Raw genomic sequence first — 17,368 nt, 5'->3', positions numbered from 1 at the left:
GTCCGCCCGTACGGGAGCACCGCTCAGGCCACCGACCCGATCCGTCCCACCGGCGCGGTGTCGTGGTGGATGGGGGTGTGCGCGCCCGTCAGGGGGACGCCGGTGCCGCCGCGGCGGTTGGCGATGATTTCGGCGGCGATGGACAGGGCGGTCTCCTCCGGTGTGCGGGCGCCCAGGTCCAGGCCGATCGGGGAGCGCAGGCGGTTCAACTCCAGTTCGCCCAGGCCCACTTCGCGCAGTCGCTCCAGGCGTTCCAGGTGGGTGCGGCGCGAGCCCATGGCGCCGACGTAGGCGACCGGGAGCCGCAGGGCGCGCTCCAGCAGCGGTACGTCGAACTTGGCGTCGTGGGTCAGGACGCACAGGACCGTACGGGAGTCCAGCGCACCGGCGGAGACCTGCGCGTCCAGGTAGCGGTGCGGCCACTGAACGACGATCTCGTCGGCCTCGGGGAAGCGGGCGGCGGTGGCGAAGACGGGGCGGGCGTCGCACACGGTGACGTGATGGCCCAGGATCTTGCCGACCCGCACCAGCGCCGAGGCGAAGTCGATCGCGCCGAAGACGAGCATCCGGGGCGCGGGGACGGAGGTCTCCACCAGGAGCGTGACCGGCTGCCCGCAGCGCGAGCCCGCGGCCCCGATCTCCAGGGTGCCGGTGCGCCCCGCGTCCAGGTAGGCGCGGGCCTCGGCGGCCACCGTACGGTCCAGGTCGCGGTGCCCGCCCAGGGTGCCCTCGTACGGGCCGCCGTCGCGCACGAGCAGGGCGCGCCCGCGCAGCTGCGCGGGGCCCCGTACGACGCGGGCGACGGCCGCTGGCCGCCCCTCGACGGCGGCGGACAGCGCGGCGGCGAGCACCCCGCAATCGGCCGCGCGGACCGGCGTGACGAGGATGTCGATGACGCCGCCGCAGGTCAGACCGACGGCGAAGGCGTCCTCGTCGCTGTAGCCGAAGCGCTCCAGAACCGTTTCACCGCTGCGCAGCGCCTCCTGGCACAGCTCGTACACGGCGCCCTCCACGCATCCGCCGGAGACCGACCCGATCGCCTGGCCGTCGGCGTCCACGGCCAGGGCGGCGCCGGGCTGGCGGGGCGCGCTGCCGCTGGTGGCCACGACCGTGGCCACCGCGAAGTCGCGCCCCTGCCCGACCCACCGGTGCAGCTCGGCTGCGATGTCCAGCATCTCGGTCTCCTCACGGACGGTGGATGGTACGGACGCTACTTGACGCCCAGCCAGTGCTCGATCGGGCTGAGGGCGAAGTAGACCAGGAAGATGGCGGTCAGGCCCCACATGAAGGCGCCGATCTCGCGCCACTTGCCCTGGGCCGCCTTGATGGCGGTGTAGGCGATCACTCCGGCGCCGACGCCCGCGGTGATGCTGTAGGTGAACGGCATCAGCGCCACGGTCAGGAAGACCGGGATGGACACCGAGCGGTCCCGCCAGTCCACGTGCTGGGCTGCGCTCATCATCATCGAGCCGATCACGACGAGGGCGGCGGCGGCCACCTGGGCGGGCACCAGCTGGGTGAGCGGGGTGAAGAAGAGGCAGGCGGCGAAGAGCAGGCCGGTGACGACCGAGGAGAAGCCGGTACGGGCCCCCTCGCCGACGCCGCTGGCCGACTCGATGAACACCGTCTGGCCCGAGCTGCCGGTCACCCCGCCGATCGCGCCGCCGGCGCCGTCCACGAACAGCGCCTTGGACAGGCCCGGCATCCGGCCCTTGTCGTCGGCGAGCTTGGCCTCCGTACCGACGCCGATGATGGTGGCCATCGCGTCGAAGAAGCCGGCCAGCACCAGCGTGAAGACGATCATGCCGACGCTCAGTGCGCCGATCTGGCCCCAGCCGCCGAACTCGACCTCGCCCAGCAGGGAGAAGTCCGGCATCGCGACCGCGTTGCCGTGCAGCGCCGGGGTACTGCCGCCCCAGTCCTTGTCGGTGAGGCCGCCGGCCTTGGTGACGACGATGGACAGTACGGTGCCGGCCACGATGCCGATCAGGATCGCGCCGGGCACCCTGCGCGCCTGGAGCATGAAGATCAGCAGGAGCGTGACGGCGAAGAAGAAGACCGGCCAGCCCACCAACTCGCCGGTGCCGGTACCCAGTTGGACCGGGCCTCCGGTGCCCTTGCCGACGAATCCGGCCTTCACCAGGCCGAGCAGGGCGACGAACATGCCGATGCCCATGGTGATGGCGTGCTTGAGGGCCAGCGGGATCGCATTCATGATCATCTCGCGGAGACCCGTGACGACCAGCAGCATGATGACCACGCCGTACATCACGCACATCCCCATGGCCTGCGGCCACGTCATGTGCGGGACGACCTGGGAGGTCAGGGCCGCCGAGACGTTCAGGCCCGCGGCGAGCGCGAGCGGAACCTTGCCGACGAAGCCCATCAGCAGGGTGCACAGGGCGGCGGCGAGCGCGGTCGCGGTGACCACGCCGGCCTGTCCGAGGGTGTTCTTGTCGACGTCGGGCGTCGAGAGGATCAGCGGGTTGAGCAGGAGGATGTAGCACATCGCCATGAAGGTGGTGATGCCGCCGCGCACCTCCCGCGCGGGGGTGGATCCTCTCTCGGATATGTGGAAGTATCGGTCGAGCCAGGAGCGGCCGGCGGGCGGGCGCGAGCCGGTGCCCGCGTCCTCCGCCGCCGTCTTCGGCTCTATGGACTGCTGGGTCATGGTGCCTGTCTCCCAAGGTTCAAAGGGGCACTCGCATCAGGCTGCGAGATTTGGGATGTGCACGACCCGGGGGACGGCCCGAGGCGAACGCTTGGTGTGGCGCTGGGGGCCGCGGTGCGGCTGCCCGGCGCCGGGGTGTCTCCGTGCCCACCCGTACCGCCTTCACGGCACGGCTGCCCACAGAGGCAGCTGGGACCTTACGTGCCCGTGATGTGCTCGGGACGTACCGGTGTCCTGTTCAGTTCGAGGCCGGTGGCGTTGCGGATGGCCGCGAGGACGGCCGGGGTGGAGGACAGGGTCGGGGCCTCGCCGATGCCGCGCAGCCCGTACGGGGCGTGGTCGTCGGCGAGTTCGAGCACATCGACCGGGATGGTCGGGGTGTCGAGGATGGTGGGGATCAGATAGTCCGTGAAGGAGGGGTTGCGCACCTTCGCGGTCTTCGGGTCCACGATGATCTCCTCCATGACGGCGACGCCCAGGCCCTGGGTGGTGCCGCCCTGGATCTGGCCGACGACGGAGAGCGGGTTCAGCGCCTTGCCGACGTCCTGGGCGCAGGCCAGCTCGATGACCTTGACCAGGCCCAGCTCGGTGTCGACCTCGACGACGGCGCGGTGCGCGGCGAAGGAGTACTGGACATGGCCGTTGCCCTGTCCGGTGCGCAGGTCGAAGGCCTCGGTGGGGCGGTGCCGCCACTCGGCCTCGACCTCGACGGCCTCCCCTTCGAGCACGTCGGCCAGGTCGGCCAGGACCTCGCCGCCGTCGGTGACGACCTTGCCGCCTTCGAGCAGCAGCTCGGCCGTCGCCCACGCCGGGTGGTAGCTGCCCAGCTTGCGGCGCCCCATCTCCAGGACCTTCTCGCGCACCAGCTCGCAGGAGTTCTTGACGGCGCCGCCGGTGACGTAGGTCTGCCGGGAGGCGGACGTCGAACCGGCGCTGCCCACCTGGGTGTCGGCGGGGTGGATGGTCACCTGCGTGACGCCGAGCTCGGTGCGGGCGATCTGCGCGTGGACGGTGACACCGCCCTGGCCGACCTCCGCCATCGCGGTGTGCACGGTCGCGACCGGCTCGCCGCCGACGACCTCCATGCGCACCTTGGCGGTGGAGTAGTCGTCGAAGCCCTCGGAGAAGCCGACGTTCTTGATGCCGACCGCGTAGCCGACGCCCCGTACGACGCCCTCGCCGTGCGTGGTGTTGGACAGACCGCCGGGCAGCTGGCGCACGTCGGCGCCCTCGCTGGACTCCCACTGGCGCTCGGGCGGCAGCGGCATCGCCTTGACACGGCGCAGCAGTTCGGCGACCGGGGCCGGGGAGTCGACCGGCTGCCCGGTCGGCATGATCGTGCCCTGCTCCATGGCGTTGAGCTGCCGGAACTCGACCCGGTCCATACCCAGCCGGTCGGCGAGCTTGTCCATCTGCGCCTCGTACGCGAAGCACGCCTGGACCGCGCCGAAGCCGCGCATGGCGCCGCAGGGCGGGTTGTTGGTGTAGAGCGCGATGGCCTCGATGTCGACGTCGTCGAGCACGTACGGGCCGACGGAGAGCGACGAGGCGTTGCCGACGACCGCCGGGGACGCCGAGGCGTAGGCGCCGCCGTCGAGGACGATCCGGCATTTCATGTGCGTGAGCTTGCCGTCGCTGGTCGCCCCGTGCTCGTAGTAGAGCTTGGCGGGGTGGCGGTGGACGTGCCCGAAGAAGGACTCGAACCGGTTGTAGACGATCTTGACCGGCTTGCCGGTGCGCAGCGCCAGCAGGCAGGCGTGGATCTGCATGGAGAGGTCCTCGCGGCCGCCGAAGGCGCCGCCGACGCCGGAGAGCGTCATGCGCACCTTCTCCTCGGGCAGGCCGAGGACCGGGGCGATCTGCTTGAGGTCCGAGTGCAGCCACTGGGTGGCCACGTACAGGTCGACGCCGCCGTCCTCGCCCGGCACGGCGAGGCCGGACTCGGGCCCGAGAAAGGCCTGGTCCTGCATGCCGAAGGTGTACTCGCCCGTGACGATGACGTCGGCCCTCTTGGCGGCCTCGGCGGCGTCGCCGCGGACGATCGGCTGGCGGTGCACGATGTTCGGGTGCGGGACGTGCCGGGAGTGCTCGTCGGTGCGGCCCTCGTGGACGAGGACCGCGTCCGGCGCGGTGGCGGACGCCTCGTCGGTGATGACGGGCAGTTCGCGGTAGTCGACCTTGATCTTGGCGGCGGCGCGGCGCGCGGTCTCCGGGTGGTCGGCGGCGACCAGGGCGACGGGCTCGCCGTGGTGGCGGACCTTGCCGTGCGCGAGGACCGGGGTGTCCTGGATCTCCAGGCCGTAGTTCTTCACCGCGGTCGGCAGGTCGTCGTAGGTGAGGACCGCGTAGACGCCGGGAGTCGCGAGCGCCTCGCCGGTGTCGATGGAGACGATCTCGGCGTGCGCCACGGTGGAGCGCAGGATCTGGCCCCACAGCATGTCCTCGTGCCACATGTCCGACGAGTACGCGAACTCGCCGGTGACCTTGAGGGTGCCGTCCGGGCGCAGCGTGGACTCGCCGATGCCGCCCTTGGTCTGCGACCCTTGCGTGACCTTGGCGGGGATGCCGGTCGTACGGGTGTCGGCCATGGCCTCAGACCTCCTCGGACTGGCGCGCGGCGGCGAGCCGGACCGCGTCCATGATCTTCTCGTAGCCGGTGCAGCGGCACAGGTTGCCCGACAGCGCCTCGCGGATGTCGGCGTCGGAGGGCTGGGCGTTGCGCTCCAGCAGTTCATCGGCGGCGACCAGCAGACCCGGGGTGCAAAATCCGCACTGGACCGCGCCCGCGTCGATGAACGCCTGCTGGACCGGGGAGAGTTGGATGTTCTCGCCGGTCTGCCCGTCGGCCGTGGCCGGCTTGCTCTGCCAGCGCTTGGCCTGGTCGAGGGTGGTGCCCTCACAGGCCCCGGTCCCGCAGGCGCCCTCGGAGCGCTGCTTGGCGAACTCCGCCAGGCCCTCGACCGTGACCACCTCGCGGCCCTCGGCCTGGCCCGCCGCCACCAGACAGGAGCACACCGGCACCCCGTCCAGGCGGACCGTGCACGACCCGCACTCACCCTGTTCACAGGCGTTCTTCGAGCCCGGCAGCCCCATGCGCTCGCGCAGCACGTACAGCAGGCTCTCGCCTTCCCATACGTCGTCGGCCGTCTGCTCGCGGCCGTTGACGGTGAAGTTCACGCGCATCGTGCGCCTCCTTCTGTGTCGCGGGCGGTGCCGCGGTAGGACTCCCAGGCCCAGCCCAGGGTGCGGCGGGCCATGATCCCCACCGCGTGGCGGCGGTACTTGGCGCTGCCGCGCACATCGTCGATCGGGTTGCAGGCGCCGCTCGCCAGCTGCGCGAACTGCTTGGCCACGGACGGCGGTACGGGCCCCCGGGACTCCCACAGGCCGCCCTCCTCCAGGGCCGCGGCGAGGAACTCCTCGGCCTCCTTGGCGCGTACGGGCGTGGGCGCGGCCGAGCCGATCCCGGTGCGTACCGTCCTGGTCCCGGGGTGCAGCGCGATCCCGAAGGCGCACACCGCGATCACCATGGCGTTGCGGGTGCCGACCTTGGAGAACTGCTGCGGCCCGTCCGCCTTGGGGATGTGCACCGCGCGGATCAGCTCGTCCGGCTCCAGGGCGTTGCGCTTGACCCCCGTGTAGAACGCGTCGATCGGGATCATGCGGGTGCCGCGCACCGAGGCGGCCTCGACCTCGCAGCCGGAGGCGAGCAGGGCGGGGTGCGCATCGCCGGCCGGGGAGGCGGTGCCGAGGTTGCCGCCCACGCCGCCGCGGTTGCGGATCTGCGGGGAGGCAACGGTGTGCGAGGCCAGCGCCAGGCCCGGCAGCTCGGTGCGCAGGTTCTCCATGATCTGCGTGTACGGCACCGAGGCGCCCAGCCGTACGGCCTTCTCCCCCACCTCCCACTCCAGCAGGTCACCGACGCGGTTGAGGTCCAAGAGGTACTCGGGGCGGCGGTGGTCGAAGTTGATCTCGACCATCACGTCCGTACCGCCCGCGATCGGCACAGCCGTGGGGTGCTCGGCCTTGGCGGCGAGCGCTTCCTCCCAGCTGGCGGGGCGAAGGAAGTCCATAGGTGGCCCCTCTTCTCCGGTTCATCGAAAGCTTCGACTGCTTCGAGGTCTTTTCCGTATGGATCCAGGTTGCGCCGGGACACCTACGAAATCGGGTCATTCGCAGCGGCCGGCGGGGACTAATGGCCCTCGACACCGGCGGCTCGTTCATGTCTTGTTCATGCGGTGTGGCCAAGTGAACGCGCCGACGGGCCGCCCGGTGCAGTCACCGAACGCATGAAGCGGTTGGCTGGCCAGGGGGCAGGTCTTGTAGATTCGAACGAACGGCGGGGCACAGAAACCTCGCGGTATTCCACCGGCAACACAAGACAGACAGATCGGCGGGCGAGGTCATGCGGCTCCGCGCACTCCTGGACACCGACACCCTTGGCCTGCGTTTGCTCGGCGGCGAGGACGAGCTGGACCGCTCGGTGCGTGGCGTGATGACCACGGACCTGCGCGACCCCAGCCGCTACCTCTCCGGCGGCGAGCTGGTCCTCACGGGCCTCGCCTGGCGGCGCGAGCCGGAGGACTCCGAGCGGTTCGTGCGCATCCTGGCCTCCGCGGGGGTCGCCGGGCTCGCGGCGGGCGAGGCGGAGCTGGGCGCGATCCCCGACGATCTCGTCGCGGCCTGCGCCCGCCACCGCCTGCCGCTGTTCTCCGTCGTCGAGGACGTCTCCTTCGCCTCCATCACCGAGTACGTCGTACGCCAGGTCTCCAGCGAGCGCGCCGGCGACCTGGCGGCGGTCGTGGACCGGCACCGCCGCCTGATGACGTCGGGCCCGGCCGGCGGCGGCCCCGAGGTCGTCCTGGACCTGCTCGGCTCCGACCTGGACCTGCGCGCCTGGGTGCTCTCGCCCACCGGCCGCCAGATCGCCGGGTCCACGCTGGCCGGGTCAGGGCCCGAGCTGCCCGCCGAGGTCTGCGCCCGCCTGGCGGGCGAGCACCTGGCCGCCTCGCGCACCGGCCGCCGCGGCCCGCACCGCGTGAGCGCGGACGGCGCCACGTACTCCCTCTTCCCCATCCGCGGCGGCGGCCGCGACCTGCGCGAGACCGTGCTATCGGACTGGCTGCTGGCCGTGGAGGCGGACGCCGGGGACTGGCCCGAGGAGCGGCTGGACCTGCTGCACGGCGTCACCCAGCTCATCGCCGTCGAGCGCGACCGCCGGGACGCGGCGCGCACGGTACGGCGCCGCCTGGCCCAGGAGGTCCTGGAGCTGGTCCAGGCGAGCGCCGCGCCCGCCGAGATCGCCGCCCGCCTGCGGGTGGCCGCCCCCGTCCTGCTGCCGGGCCTGGGCACCGCCCCGCACTGGCAGGTCGTGGTGGCGCGGGTGGAGTGGGACGGCGGCGAGGTGCCCGGCGGCCCGGTCGCCCAGTCGCTCCTGGAGGAGGTCCTGGTCGACCCGGGCACCTTCGGACCCGACCCCTCCGACCGGATCGCCGTGGCGCACACCGGCGACGAGGCGGTGGCCCTGGTGCCGCTGCCCGCCGTACCCACCGCGCCCGAGGAGAGCACCGACTCCGCCGACGCCGGGCTGCGCGCCGACGCCCTGCTCGCCGCCGTACAGGAGCCGCTCTCCCGCGGCCTGGACGGCGACGGCCGGCTGACCATCGGCGTCAGCGCCCCCGTGCACTCCGCCGAGGGCCTGCGCGGCGCCCTGGAGGAGTCCCGGCACGCCCGCCGGGTGGCCGCGGCCCGCCCCGGCCGCGTCTGCGCCGCCGGACACGAGGAGCTGGCCTCGCACGTCCTGCTGCTGCCCTTCGTCCCCGACGACGTACGCCGCGCCTTCACCGCCCGCCTGCTGGACCCGCTGCGCGACTACGACCGCCGCCACCGCGCCGAACTCATCCCCACCCTGGAAGCCTTCCTGGACTGCGACGGCTCCTGGACCCGCTGCGCCACCCGCCTGCACCTGCACGTGAACACCCTGCGCTACCGGGTCGGCCGCATCGAGCAGCTCACCGGCCGCGACCTGTCCCGCTTGGAGGACAAGCTGGACTTCTTCCTGGCGCTGCGGATGAGCTGAGGGGCGGGCGGGGGCGCGCCTTGGCGGGGCGGGCCTTGGCGGGACACTCCTGGGTGGGGTGCGCCTTCTTCACGCCGCCCCTCCCCGGGACATGACGCGCGCGAACTCCCCTCCCCCGGCGGCGAGTTCCTCCCACGTCCCCTCCTCCACGACGCGCCCCCGCGCCAGTACGGCGATACGGTCCGCGCGACGGATGGTGGCCGGGCGGTGCGCGATGACGACGGTGGCGCGGGAGGCGGATCCCGCCGCCAGGGCCGCGGCCAGCTCGCCGTCCGAGGCCGCGTCCAGGTGCGCCGTGGTCTCGTCCAGCACGAGCACCCGCGGCCGTGCGAGCAGGGCCCGGGCCAGCGCGATCCGGGCCCGCTGCCCGCCCGAAAGCGTCCCCCCGCGCTCCCCGACCGCCGTCTCCAGCCCGCCCGCCGCGAACCGGTCGATCCCACAGGCCCGCACGACGGCACGCACCTCGCCGTCACTGGCGTCCGGAGCGGCGAGCCGCACGTTCTCCGCGAGCGTGCCGTGGAACAGCGGCACCTCCTGCCCCACGACGCAGACGGCCCGCCGCAGGTCGGCGTCGCAGATGTCCTTGAGGTCGAGGGGGGTGGGGGCAGCCGGCGATACGGAGGCGGTGGCCGACCCTGCCGGCAGAGCCGCCGACGGGGCGCCGTCCGCCGGGGACGGGAGCAGTTCCACCGCCCCGGAGGTGGGGTCCCAGTAGCGGGCCAGGAGGTGGGCGCAGGTGGACTTGCCCGCACCCGAGGCGCCGACGAGGGCCACGGTCTCGCCCGGCCGGACGGTGAGGTCCAGGCCGCCGAGGACCTCGGCCCCGCCGTAGTCGAAGTGCACGCCGTGGAGCCGGATGCCGAGGGGGCCGTCGGGTACGGGGCGCGGGGCGGCCGGTTCGGGGGCGCCGGCGGGGGCCCGTACGGCGGAACCGACGCGTGCCGCCGCGGCCCGCAGCCCGCCCGCCTGGCCCAGTGCCGCGGCGGAGTCGGCGACCGGCGCCAGCACGCCGAGCGCGAGCGCCATCGCGGCCGGGGCCCAGGCACCGCCGAGCCGCCCGGTGGCGACGCCGTGCGCGGCGGCGGCCACCACCGCGAGCACGGCGCCCACCACCAGCACGTCACGCACCGCCGCCGCACCCGCCTCCCACGACTGCTCACCCCGCTGCCGCCGCGCCAACTTCGCTCCCGTTGCGGCGAGTTGCTTCCTCCTCCGCTCCAGCGCGCCGAAGGCGACCAGCTCGCCGAGTCCGTCCACCGTCTCCACGGCCTCGGCCGACAGCGACGCGGCGGCCGCACGCGTACGGGCCGCACGCGCCGCCCTCCCGCGCCCGTCCAGCACCGGCGCGAGCATCAGGAGCCCCGCGACCGGCAGCACCGCGAGCGCCAGCCACGGGTCAACGGCGGCCAGGACCACCGCTCCGCCGCCGAACACCGCCAGGGAGGCGAGCAGTTGGGCGATGGCGTGTGCGTAGAAGAACTCCAGCGCTTCGACATCGCCCATGGCGGTCGCGGCCAGATCGCCGCTGCGCCGCCCCGCGATCCGGGCGGGCGCACTGCGCGCCAGCCCGTCGAAGACCCGCACCCGCAGCTCGGCCAGCACCCGGTAGGCCAGATCGTGCGAGAGGTCCATCTCGCGCCAGGTCGCCACCGCCCGCACCAGCACCAGCCCGACGAGCGCGGCCACCACCCAGCCACTGGGCGCCGTACGCCCGACCACCGCGGCACCGACCACGTACGCGGCACCCGTCACCAGCGCGACCAGCGCCGCCTGCTCCACCAGCGCCGCACCGCAGGTCCGCGCCACCATCCCCCGGTGCGCGCCCAGCACGGGAAGCAGCGACCGCAGCGGCGCACCGCTCCCGGCGCCGTCCACGCCCTTCCCGCCCTGCCCACCCATCGTCGCCCTGCCGGCATCCACGGTCATGCGGCTCGCCCGCCCTTCTCGCCCTGCTCACGGTCCGGCGCGGGGGCGGGTGAGTGAGCACCCCGCGCATCCTCACCCGGTGTGCCCACGCCCGGCGCACCCCCCGCCGCGACGAGCGACGCGTACAGACCGCCCGCCGCCAGCAGATCCGCATGGGTGCCCGCAGCGTCCACGCGGCCCTCGCGCAGGACCACGATGCGGTCCGCGTGGCGTACGGACTCCAGGCGGTGGGCGACGATCAGGCAGGTGCGGCCGTGGGCGGCGCGGGTCAGTTCGTGGGTGATGCGGGCCTCGCGGTGCTCGTCGACCGCACTGGTCGCCTCGTCGAGGACGAGTACGGGAGCGTCGGAGAGCAACGCCCGTGCCAGGGCGAGGCGTTGGCGCTGTCCGCCGGAGAGGGTGGCGCCTCGCTCGCCCAGGAGTGTGGCGTAGCCGTCCGGGAGGCGGGCGATCTCCTCGTGCACCCCGGCGGCCCGCGCCGCCGCCCGCAGTTCGGCGTCGGTGGCCGAGGGGCGGGCCAGGCGCAGGTTGTCGGCGACGGTGGCGTGGAAGAGGTAGGTCTCCTGGGAGACGACGGCGATGCCGCTGCGCAGCGAGGCCAGGGTGTGGGCGGCGACGTCGCTCCCGCCCACCAGGACCGTGCCGCGCTGCGGGTCGTACTGCCGCAGCAGCAGCCGCAGCAGCGTGGACTTGCCCGCCCCGGACGGCCCGACCACGGCGGTGGTGCGTCCCGCCGCCGCCGTGAAGCTCACCCCGCGCAGCGCCGCCGGCCCCTCGGCCCCCGGGTAGCCGAAGTGCACGTCCTGGAAGCGGACTTCGGGCGCGGTGTGCCACTGGGCCCGTACGGTCCCCTCGTCCGGCACGCCGCCCTCGGCGGTGCGCAGCGCGGCGATGCCGTCCGCCGCCGACACGCCCAGATATCCGGCGTGCCACGCGCGCGAGAGGTCGCGGACCGGCCGGAAGCACTCGGCGGCGAGCATCAGCAGGAGGTAGGTGCCACTGGCGGCGGTGCGGCCAGTGGCGGCCGCGTGGCAGGCCAGCAGGGCCGCGGCGACGGTGCCGCCCTGCAGGGCCAGGTCGGTCAGCCCGGTGTCGAGGAGCGAGACCCGCAGTTTGGCGACGGTCGCCCGGTGCAGCGCGGCCGAACGCCGCTCCAGCCGCTGCCTCGTACGCCCCACCGCGCCCGCCGCGCGCAGCGCCGGCATGCCCTGCAGCGCCTCCAAGTAGTCGGCGGCCAGGGCCTCGTAGGAGTCCCAGTGCTCGCGGCCGCGCCGGGCCAGCAGCCGGTCCCACCAGCGGGGTGCCAGCAGCGCCAGCAGCAGGGCGGGGACGAGGGCGAGCAGCGCGTAGGGTTCTACGGCGGCGACGGCGGCCAGCAGCAGGGGCGGCAGCGCGCAGGTGATCAGCAGCTGCGGGAGATAGCGGGAGACGTAGGCGTCCACGCCCTCCACGCCGTCCACGACGGTGGCCCGTACGGCACCGGCCCGGGCCCCGGTGAGATGCGCCGGCCCCACGCACCCCAGCCGTTCCAGCAGCTCGTCGCGGAGCCGGGTACGCACCTGCGCCCCGGCCCGTACGGCTGTCCGCCGCTGCCAGTAGCCCAGCCCGGCCCGCAGCGCGACGACGCCGAGCACCGCGCCCAGCAGGAGGGCGAGTTGGCCGCCCGCGCCGTCGACACCACCGCGCGCGATCGTGGAGAGCGCGGCGGCCAGCAGCACCGCCTGCGCGAGATAGGTCACGGCAACGGCCGCGAGCAGGGCGGTGGCGCCCAGCAACGGCCCACGCGCGGCACGGGCCGCACGCAGCAGCTCGGGGTGCACCATCACGGCTGATCGCCTCGTTCTCGGGTGGTGGGTGGGACAGGTGGTGCTTTGGTGGAGCCGCGCCCCAGGGCGAGCCCGTGCACGATCCAGTCGCGGCCCGGGCTGCCGCCGAGCGCGGCTCCCAGGTCGGCGCGCTGCCAGGAACCGATGGGCCGCGCGGCCAGGCCCAGCGCGGCGGCGGTGGCCTGCGCCAGCCCCACGGCGTATCCGGCGCCGAGATGGTCGCGCCGTACGCGCTCCGGTGCCGCGTCCGCAGGACACCCGTACGCCAGCAGCACCGCCCCCGCCTCGGCGATCCACCCCTGACCGGCCGCCCAGACGGCGAGCGTGGGACGCGCGTCTCCGGTGGCGAGCACGCCGAGCCCGCCCCCCGCACAGTCCCGCCACGGCTGAGCCTGGCCCGCCGTGCTCTCCCTTTCCAGCAGCCCCGGCCGGACCCCGCCGACAGCCACACACCACCTCAGGCCGCTCGGCGAGCCCGCCTGAGCCGCGGCCAGGACGCGCCCCAACTGCCCGCGCGAGGGCTCGCCCAGCAGAGGCGGAGGCGCACTGCGCCGCGCCGGCAGCACACCCGCGGGCCAGTCGCCCCCTCCCCCATGCCGCCAACCGGCCCTGCGCTCAGGCGCCTTGGTGACCAGCTCCAGGACGCGCCAGGCCCGCTCCAGTTCGCGATCCGCCGCGCACTGCTGCGCCGCCCCACCCCCGTAAGGCCCTGGCCCCGCAGTCGCTCCGGCCCGTCGCGCGGTGCGCACCCCGGCCCGGGTCCCCGTCCGCGCCCCGGCTCCGGACACGCCTCCTGAGGTGACCCTCATACCGGCCGCGAGCGGCGCGGCCCCCAGCCCCTGCCTCGCCCAGCGTGCGAGGACGTCCCGCTGTGTCGAGTCCGGGCCCTCCGTCCCCGCGACCCCCTCCACCCCGTCCGGTACGAAGTGGACGGCGGCCAGCGGGTGTTCGCACTCCATGCCGGGCCGGCGGTGGGGCCATTCGGCGGTCGGCGGCAGTCCGGCCGCGGCCGACAGGAGGCGGGCGTCCGCGTCCAGGCAGATGCGGGAGGCTCCGGCCAGGGCCAGGGCGGCGGCTGCGTGCCCGGCGTCCAGGAGGAGGAGCGGCCAGGCCCGGTGGCCGTAGTGGGAGACCGTGCGGCGGGCGGTGACCGTGAGGACGACCACTGCGCCCGGGGGTGCGTCGGCGGGAGCGGGGCCGCGTGAGAGCACCCGGCCGGACCGCGGGTCGTACGCGTAACGACCGGGCGGGAGCGGGCAGTTGGGGCCGATCAGCAGGTGCGCGTTGACCGGGTGGAGCGCGCCCGCCGACGGTACGGGCCGCAGTCGGCCGCCGGAGCCTTCGGCGGCCGCGAGGGACAGGCGCAGGGCACGGGCCAGCGGCAGCACCCCGGGCCGCTCGGGCACGCGCAGCGTGGCGGGGGCCCACGCCCAGGCAGGCGCGGGCGCGGCCGCGTCCGGCGTCGCGGCATCGGGCACCCGCCAGGACCGGGCCTCGGCGAGCGCGGCCGCCACCTCGTCGGGCGCGGGCGCGCGCCGCGCCGCTCCGGAAGGAAGGGAATCGTTCATCGGTCGCGCCTCACATGTGCGGCGGGGGCGCGAGGGTGAAGTCCTGCGGGGCGGCGGGGGCCGTCGACCGCCAGCCTCGGGCGAGGGCCGCCTCGGCGAAGCGCGGGGAGCCGAGGTAGGCGAAGGCAGCCGGGGCGTTCGGGATGAGGCCGCCGACGAGTACGCGGGCGACCCGCAACGGCGTTTCGGCCACGTCCTCGGTCGTCAGGTCGAAGGTGGCGACGCGGTGGCCGCCGGCCGCGAGACGGGACCACAGGGCCTCGCGCGATCCCGCCGCGGCCTCCCCGATCCCCACCGTGCCGCCGCGCGGCTCCGTGAACCGCTCGGCCAGCGGCCGCATCCGCTCGTCCAGCCACACCTGCACATGCGCCCCCAGGTCGCGTACGGCGGCGAACTGGGGCCCGCAGTCGTCCAGATAGCGGCGGTCGGCGCGGTGGGAGAGGTACAGGCCGCTCGCGAGCATCCCCGCCTCGATCGCCCGGAACACCCAGCCGTCGGCCTCCACGGCCCCCTGCGTGAAGACCCATGTGTGCACGGCCTCCAGCACCGCTTTGCGCGCCGCCTCCGCCGGGTCGTACCGGCACGCGAAGCCCGCCGCATGGATTCCGCGCACCGGGTCGTACGCCAACGCCGCCATGCACGGCGCGAATTCGGACGGCATCTCGACGATCCACACCCTGAGCCCACAGCCCGCCAGGTCCTCGGTGAGGCCCGGCACGGTGGCCGGGTCGATGCCCCGGGCGGGGCCGTCCAGGTGCCACCACAGTTCCAGCGCGTCGCGTTCGACGACCTCCAGCAGGCCGCGCTCGACGGCGTCGTCGAACCCCTGCCCGGTGGCGATGCCCGCGTAGTTGAGGTGATGCGTGCGGGGCAGCGAACGCAGCTCACCCTGACGCCAGTTGAGATGCGTGAGGCAGACCGGGGCCCAGCATTCCGCCCCCGTGTCCGTCCATGTTCCGCGCGTCCACAGCGCGGGAGTGTCCGGCGTGAAGGGACGGTACGGGAACGCCTCGCGCCCGTACTGCCAGTCCGCATAACGCGGCAGGTCACCGGGTCCGTACAACTGCCGCCCCTCGGAGCCGAGTTCGCGAGCGGTGGCCCGGCGCGGGGCGTCGGGGTGACCTGTGGGCGGCAGCCGGTTGCCGCAGTACCGTTCGACGGCCTCGGCGACGGCCGCCGTGCGGGCCCCCTCCGGGTCGCCGAAGGTCGTACCGAGCGCCACCCGGTCGGCGGGCCACGCCCCGAACCGGCGCGCGTCGGCCACCTCGGCGGTCATGGCGGTATAGCGGGGCGGCGCACCCTCCGGGTGCGCAACCGGCTCCACGCTGCGGACCAGCCCGCAGTGCGGGTCGACCAGCGCTTCGACGGGGAGGTGGGCGGGAGAAGCCGGGGCGGACCACGCGGCCCGGACGGGTTCCGCGGCCCCAGACGGCCGCGCTGTCGACGAGGGCGGGGCGGCGGCCGCCGTGCCGTGGGGGTGGGTGGTCACGTGCATATCTCCTGTACGGGGTCGACGGCCGCGGCGAAGCTGCGCGGCGGGGCGACGGGGAGCAGCAGGGCGCCGTCCGCCATCAGTACGGTGCGGCGGGAAGGGAGCAGCCGGGTGGCGGCCATCGGGTCCTCGCCGGTGTGGGGATTGCGTGCGTGGGCGGGGAAGTGGTGACCGGCGATCTCGACCCGCAGCCGCGTCCCCGCGGGCAGTCTCCGCGCCAAGTGACCTAGAGATACGTTCACTTGGCACTCCGCGTCCGGGCGACTCGACCCGTGCACCCGGCCGGTCCCGCCGGCCCGGCCCGGCCCGTCCATCCGCCGCACCACCCCCAGAGCGAGGGGTTCGGCCCGGCCCTCGGGGTCGAGCGCCACCACGCGTACCGCCCAGTCCGCACTCGGCGTGGAGGAGCGGGCGCGAAAGCGCACGGACGCCGTCCCGAGCACATCCACCGGGCGGGGCAGCGGCGGGGTGACCAGCAGGCAGCGGTCGGCCGGGCCGTCCTCGGGGACGGCCAAGTCGTCGGAGCGTACGGGGTGTTGCGGGTCGGCGACGAAGTCGGCACCGCGCAGTACGCGCAGCCCGGACCGGCTGCCGAAGGCGTGCACGAGGACCCTGCCGTCCGCCACTCGACCGTCCGCCGCTCCGCCATCCCCCGCCCCGCACCACAAGCCGCTCCCCACCAGGGCCACGGCGCCACGCCTCCCGGAGGCGAGACCGGCGTCGAGTGCGGTGCGCGCCCAGTGGACGTACAACTCACCGAGATTCAGCCGGTGTTCATAGTGTCCGGACTGCCGCTCACCGGCCCCGCCGCCAGGGGATGCCGTCAGCTCATGACCCCACGGCCCCATCAGCAGGCGGGCCGGGCCGCCCCACCGCTGCCACAGTTCCACGGTGTCGTCGGCGAAGGGGTCGCGGGCGCCGCCGACAGCGAGCAGCGGGACCCGTGCGCGGCCCGCCCGCAGCGCGAGGCGGCCGCGTCGGCAGTCGTCCCACACGCCCGCCCAAGAGGGCAGTTCGCGGCCCAGACGGTGCGGCAGGTCCAGGACGGGAAGGTGCTCCAGCAGGCGCGGGTCGCGGGCGAGCGCCTCGTCGAGCGCCGAGGGGTCCGAGTCCGGGCGGTCGCCGTGCGCCGCCCACCATCCGGCACGCGCCAACAGCCGCTCCGGGCCGCCAGGTTCGCGCGCCGTCTCGGCCGTCCCGAGCGCGGGAACGGCGGCGATGACCGCATCGGGGACGCCCTCACCCGACCTGCCTTCACCCGGACCGCCTTCACCCTGGACGTCGCCGCTCCTGCCGTCCGCGCTCGCGTCGCCCAGCACGGTCGCCAGCGCGCAGTACGCCCCGTACGAAGCCCCGTGGGCGATCACCCGGCCGTCACTCCAGGTCTGCCCGCGCAGCCAACGCAGCGTCGCCGCGCCGTCGGCCCCCTCGCCCCGGTACGGGTGCCACTCCCCCTGCGAGGCGTGGCGGCCCCGTACGTCCTGCGCCACAGCCGCGAACCCGCGCGCCGCCCAGGCGCACAACTCGGCCCGGTGCCTGCGCCGGTCATAGGGCGTACGCATCACCACGGCCGGGTACGGCCCGCCGGACCGCGCGGGCAGACACACATCCGTGGCCAGCCGCGCCCCGTCCGCCATCCCGACCCACACCGTCCGCACCCGCGGCCCGTCCTGCCCGCGGACTGCGCCTCCGGGCACCACAGCCTCCGCCGCCGCCAACTCCCCCGCACCACCGGGCACCACAGCCTCCGCCGCCGCCAACTCCCCCGCACCACCGGGCGCCACCGCGCCGCCGCCCTGCCCCGCA

11 protein-coding genes are annotated in these 17,368 nt (G+C 74.7%); 1 reads left to right on the top strand and 10 read right to left on the bottom strand.

Annotation, left to right across the window (positions count from 1 at the left end; translation table 11 throughout):
• Positions 1–23: 23 nt before the first annotated feature.
• The 5 genes from AC4IJH_RS03230 to AC4IJH_RS03210 form a co-directional block, all read right to left on the bottom strand.
• Positions 24–1,175 carry an XdhC family protein gene (locus AC4IJH_RS03230; protein WP_490849922.1) on the bottom strand — a complete coding sequence of 384 codons (1,152 nt, stop codon included), beginning with the start codon at positions 1,173–1,175 and terminating at the stop codon, positions 24–26.
• A 35-nt stretch (positions 1,176–1,210) separates the two neighbouring features.
• On the bottom strand, positions 1,211–2,671 hold the full coding sequence (locus AC4IJH_RS03225) for an NCS2 family permease (protein ID WP_490849921.1): 1,461 nt from the start codon (positions 2,669–2,671) through the stop codon (positions 1,211–1,213).
• Between the two features lie 197 nt (positions 2,672–2,868).
• Positions 2,869–5,259 (bottom strand): xanthine dehydrogenase family protein molybdopterin-binding subunit, encoded by a 2,391-nt coding sequence (locus AC4IJH_RS03220; RefSeq protein WP_490849920.1) that lies wholly within the window; start codon positions 5,257–5,259, stop codon positions 2,869–2,871.
• Positions 5,260–5,263: 4 nt separating this feature from the next.
• Positions 5,264–5,854, bottom strand: coding sequence for a (2Fe-2S)-binding protein (locus AC4IJH_RS03215; protein ID WP_490849919.1), 591 nt, complete (start codon positions 5,852–5,854; stop codon positions 5,264–5,266).
• A complete protein-coding gene (locus AC4IJH_RS03210; protein WP_490849918.1) occupies positions 5,845–6,744 on the bottom strand; it encodes an FAD binding domain-containing protein in 900 nt (299 codons plus the stop codon). Before AC4IJH_RS03210 ends, AC4IJH_RS03215 begins: the two co-directional genes overlap by 10 nt.
• 332 nt (positions 6,745–7,076) lie before the next feature.
• On the opposite strand from AC4IJH_RS03210, the gene AC4IJH_RS03205 reads away from it, so the two are divergent.
• Positions 7,077–8,750 (top strand): PucR family transcriptional regulator, encoded by a 1,674-nt coding sequence (locus AC4IJH_RS03205; protein ID WP_490849917.1) that lies wholly within the window; start codon positions 7,077–7,079, stop codon positions 8,748–8,750.
• Between the two features lie 69 nt (positions 8,751–8,819).
• Here the strand turns inward: AC4IJH_RS03205 and AC4IJH_RS03200 are convergent, their stop codons facing one another.
• The 5 genes from AC4IJH_RS03200 to AC4IJH_RS03180 form a co-directional block, all read right to left on the bottom strand.
• Complete coding sequence (locus AC4IJH_RS03200; protein WP_490850037.1) at positions 8,820–10,649, bottom strand: ABC transporter ATP-binding protein; 1,830 nt, start codon at positions 10,647–10,649, stop codon at positions 8,820–8,822.
• Between the two features lie 23 nt (positions 10,650–10,672).
• Positions 10,673–12,502: an ABC transporter ATP-binding protein/permease gene (locus AC4IJH_RS03195; protein ID WP_490849916.1), complete on the bottom strand. Its 1,830-nt coding sequence runs from the start codon at positions 12,500–12,502 to the stop codon at positions 10,673–10,675.
• Positions 12,499–14,070, bottom strand: coding sequence for a nitroreductase family protein (locus AC4IJH_RS03190; protein ID WP_490849915.1), 1,572 nt, complete (start codon positions 14,068–14,070; stop codon positions 12,499–12,501). Before AC4IJH_RS03190 ends, AC4IJH_RS03195 begins: the two co-directional genes overlap by 4 nt.
• A gap of 10 nt (positions 14,071–14,080) precedes the next feature.
• Entirely contained in the window at positions 14,081–15,427 is a 1,347-nt protein-coding gene (locus AC4IJH_RS03185) for a YcaO-like family protein (RefSeq protein WP_490850036.1), read from the bottom strand.
• A 128-nt stretch (positions 15,428–15,555) separates the two neighbouring features.
• Positions 15,556–17,199, bottom strand: coding sequence for a CocE/NonD family hydrolase (locus tag AC4IJH_RS03180; protein ID WP_490850035.1), 1,644 nt, complete (start codon positions 17,197–17,199; stop codon positions 15,556–15,558).
• Positions 17,200–17,368: the final 169 nt, after the last annotated feature.

Source organism: Streptomyces sp. UF-297 (genome assembly GCF_058245575.1).
This window is presented reverse-complemented; position numbering and strand designations above follow the sequence as displayed.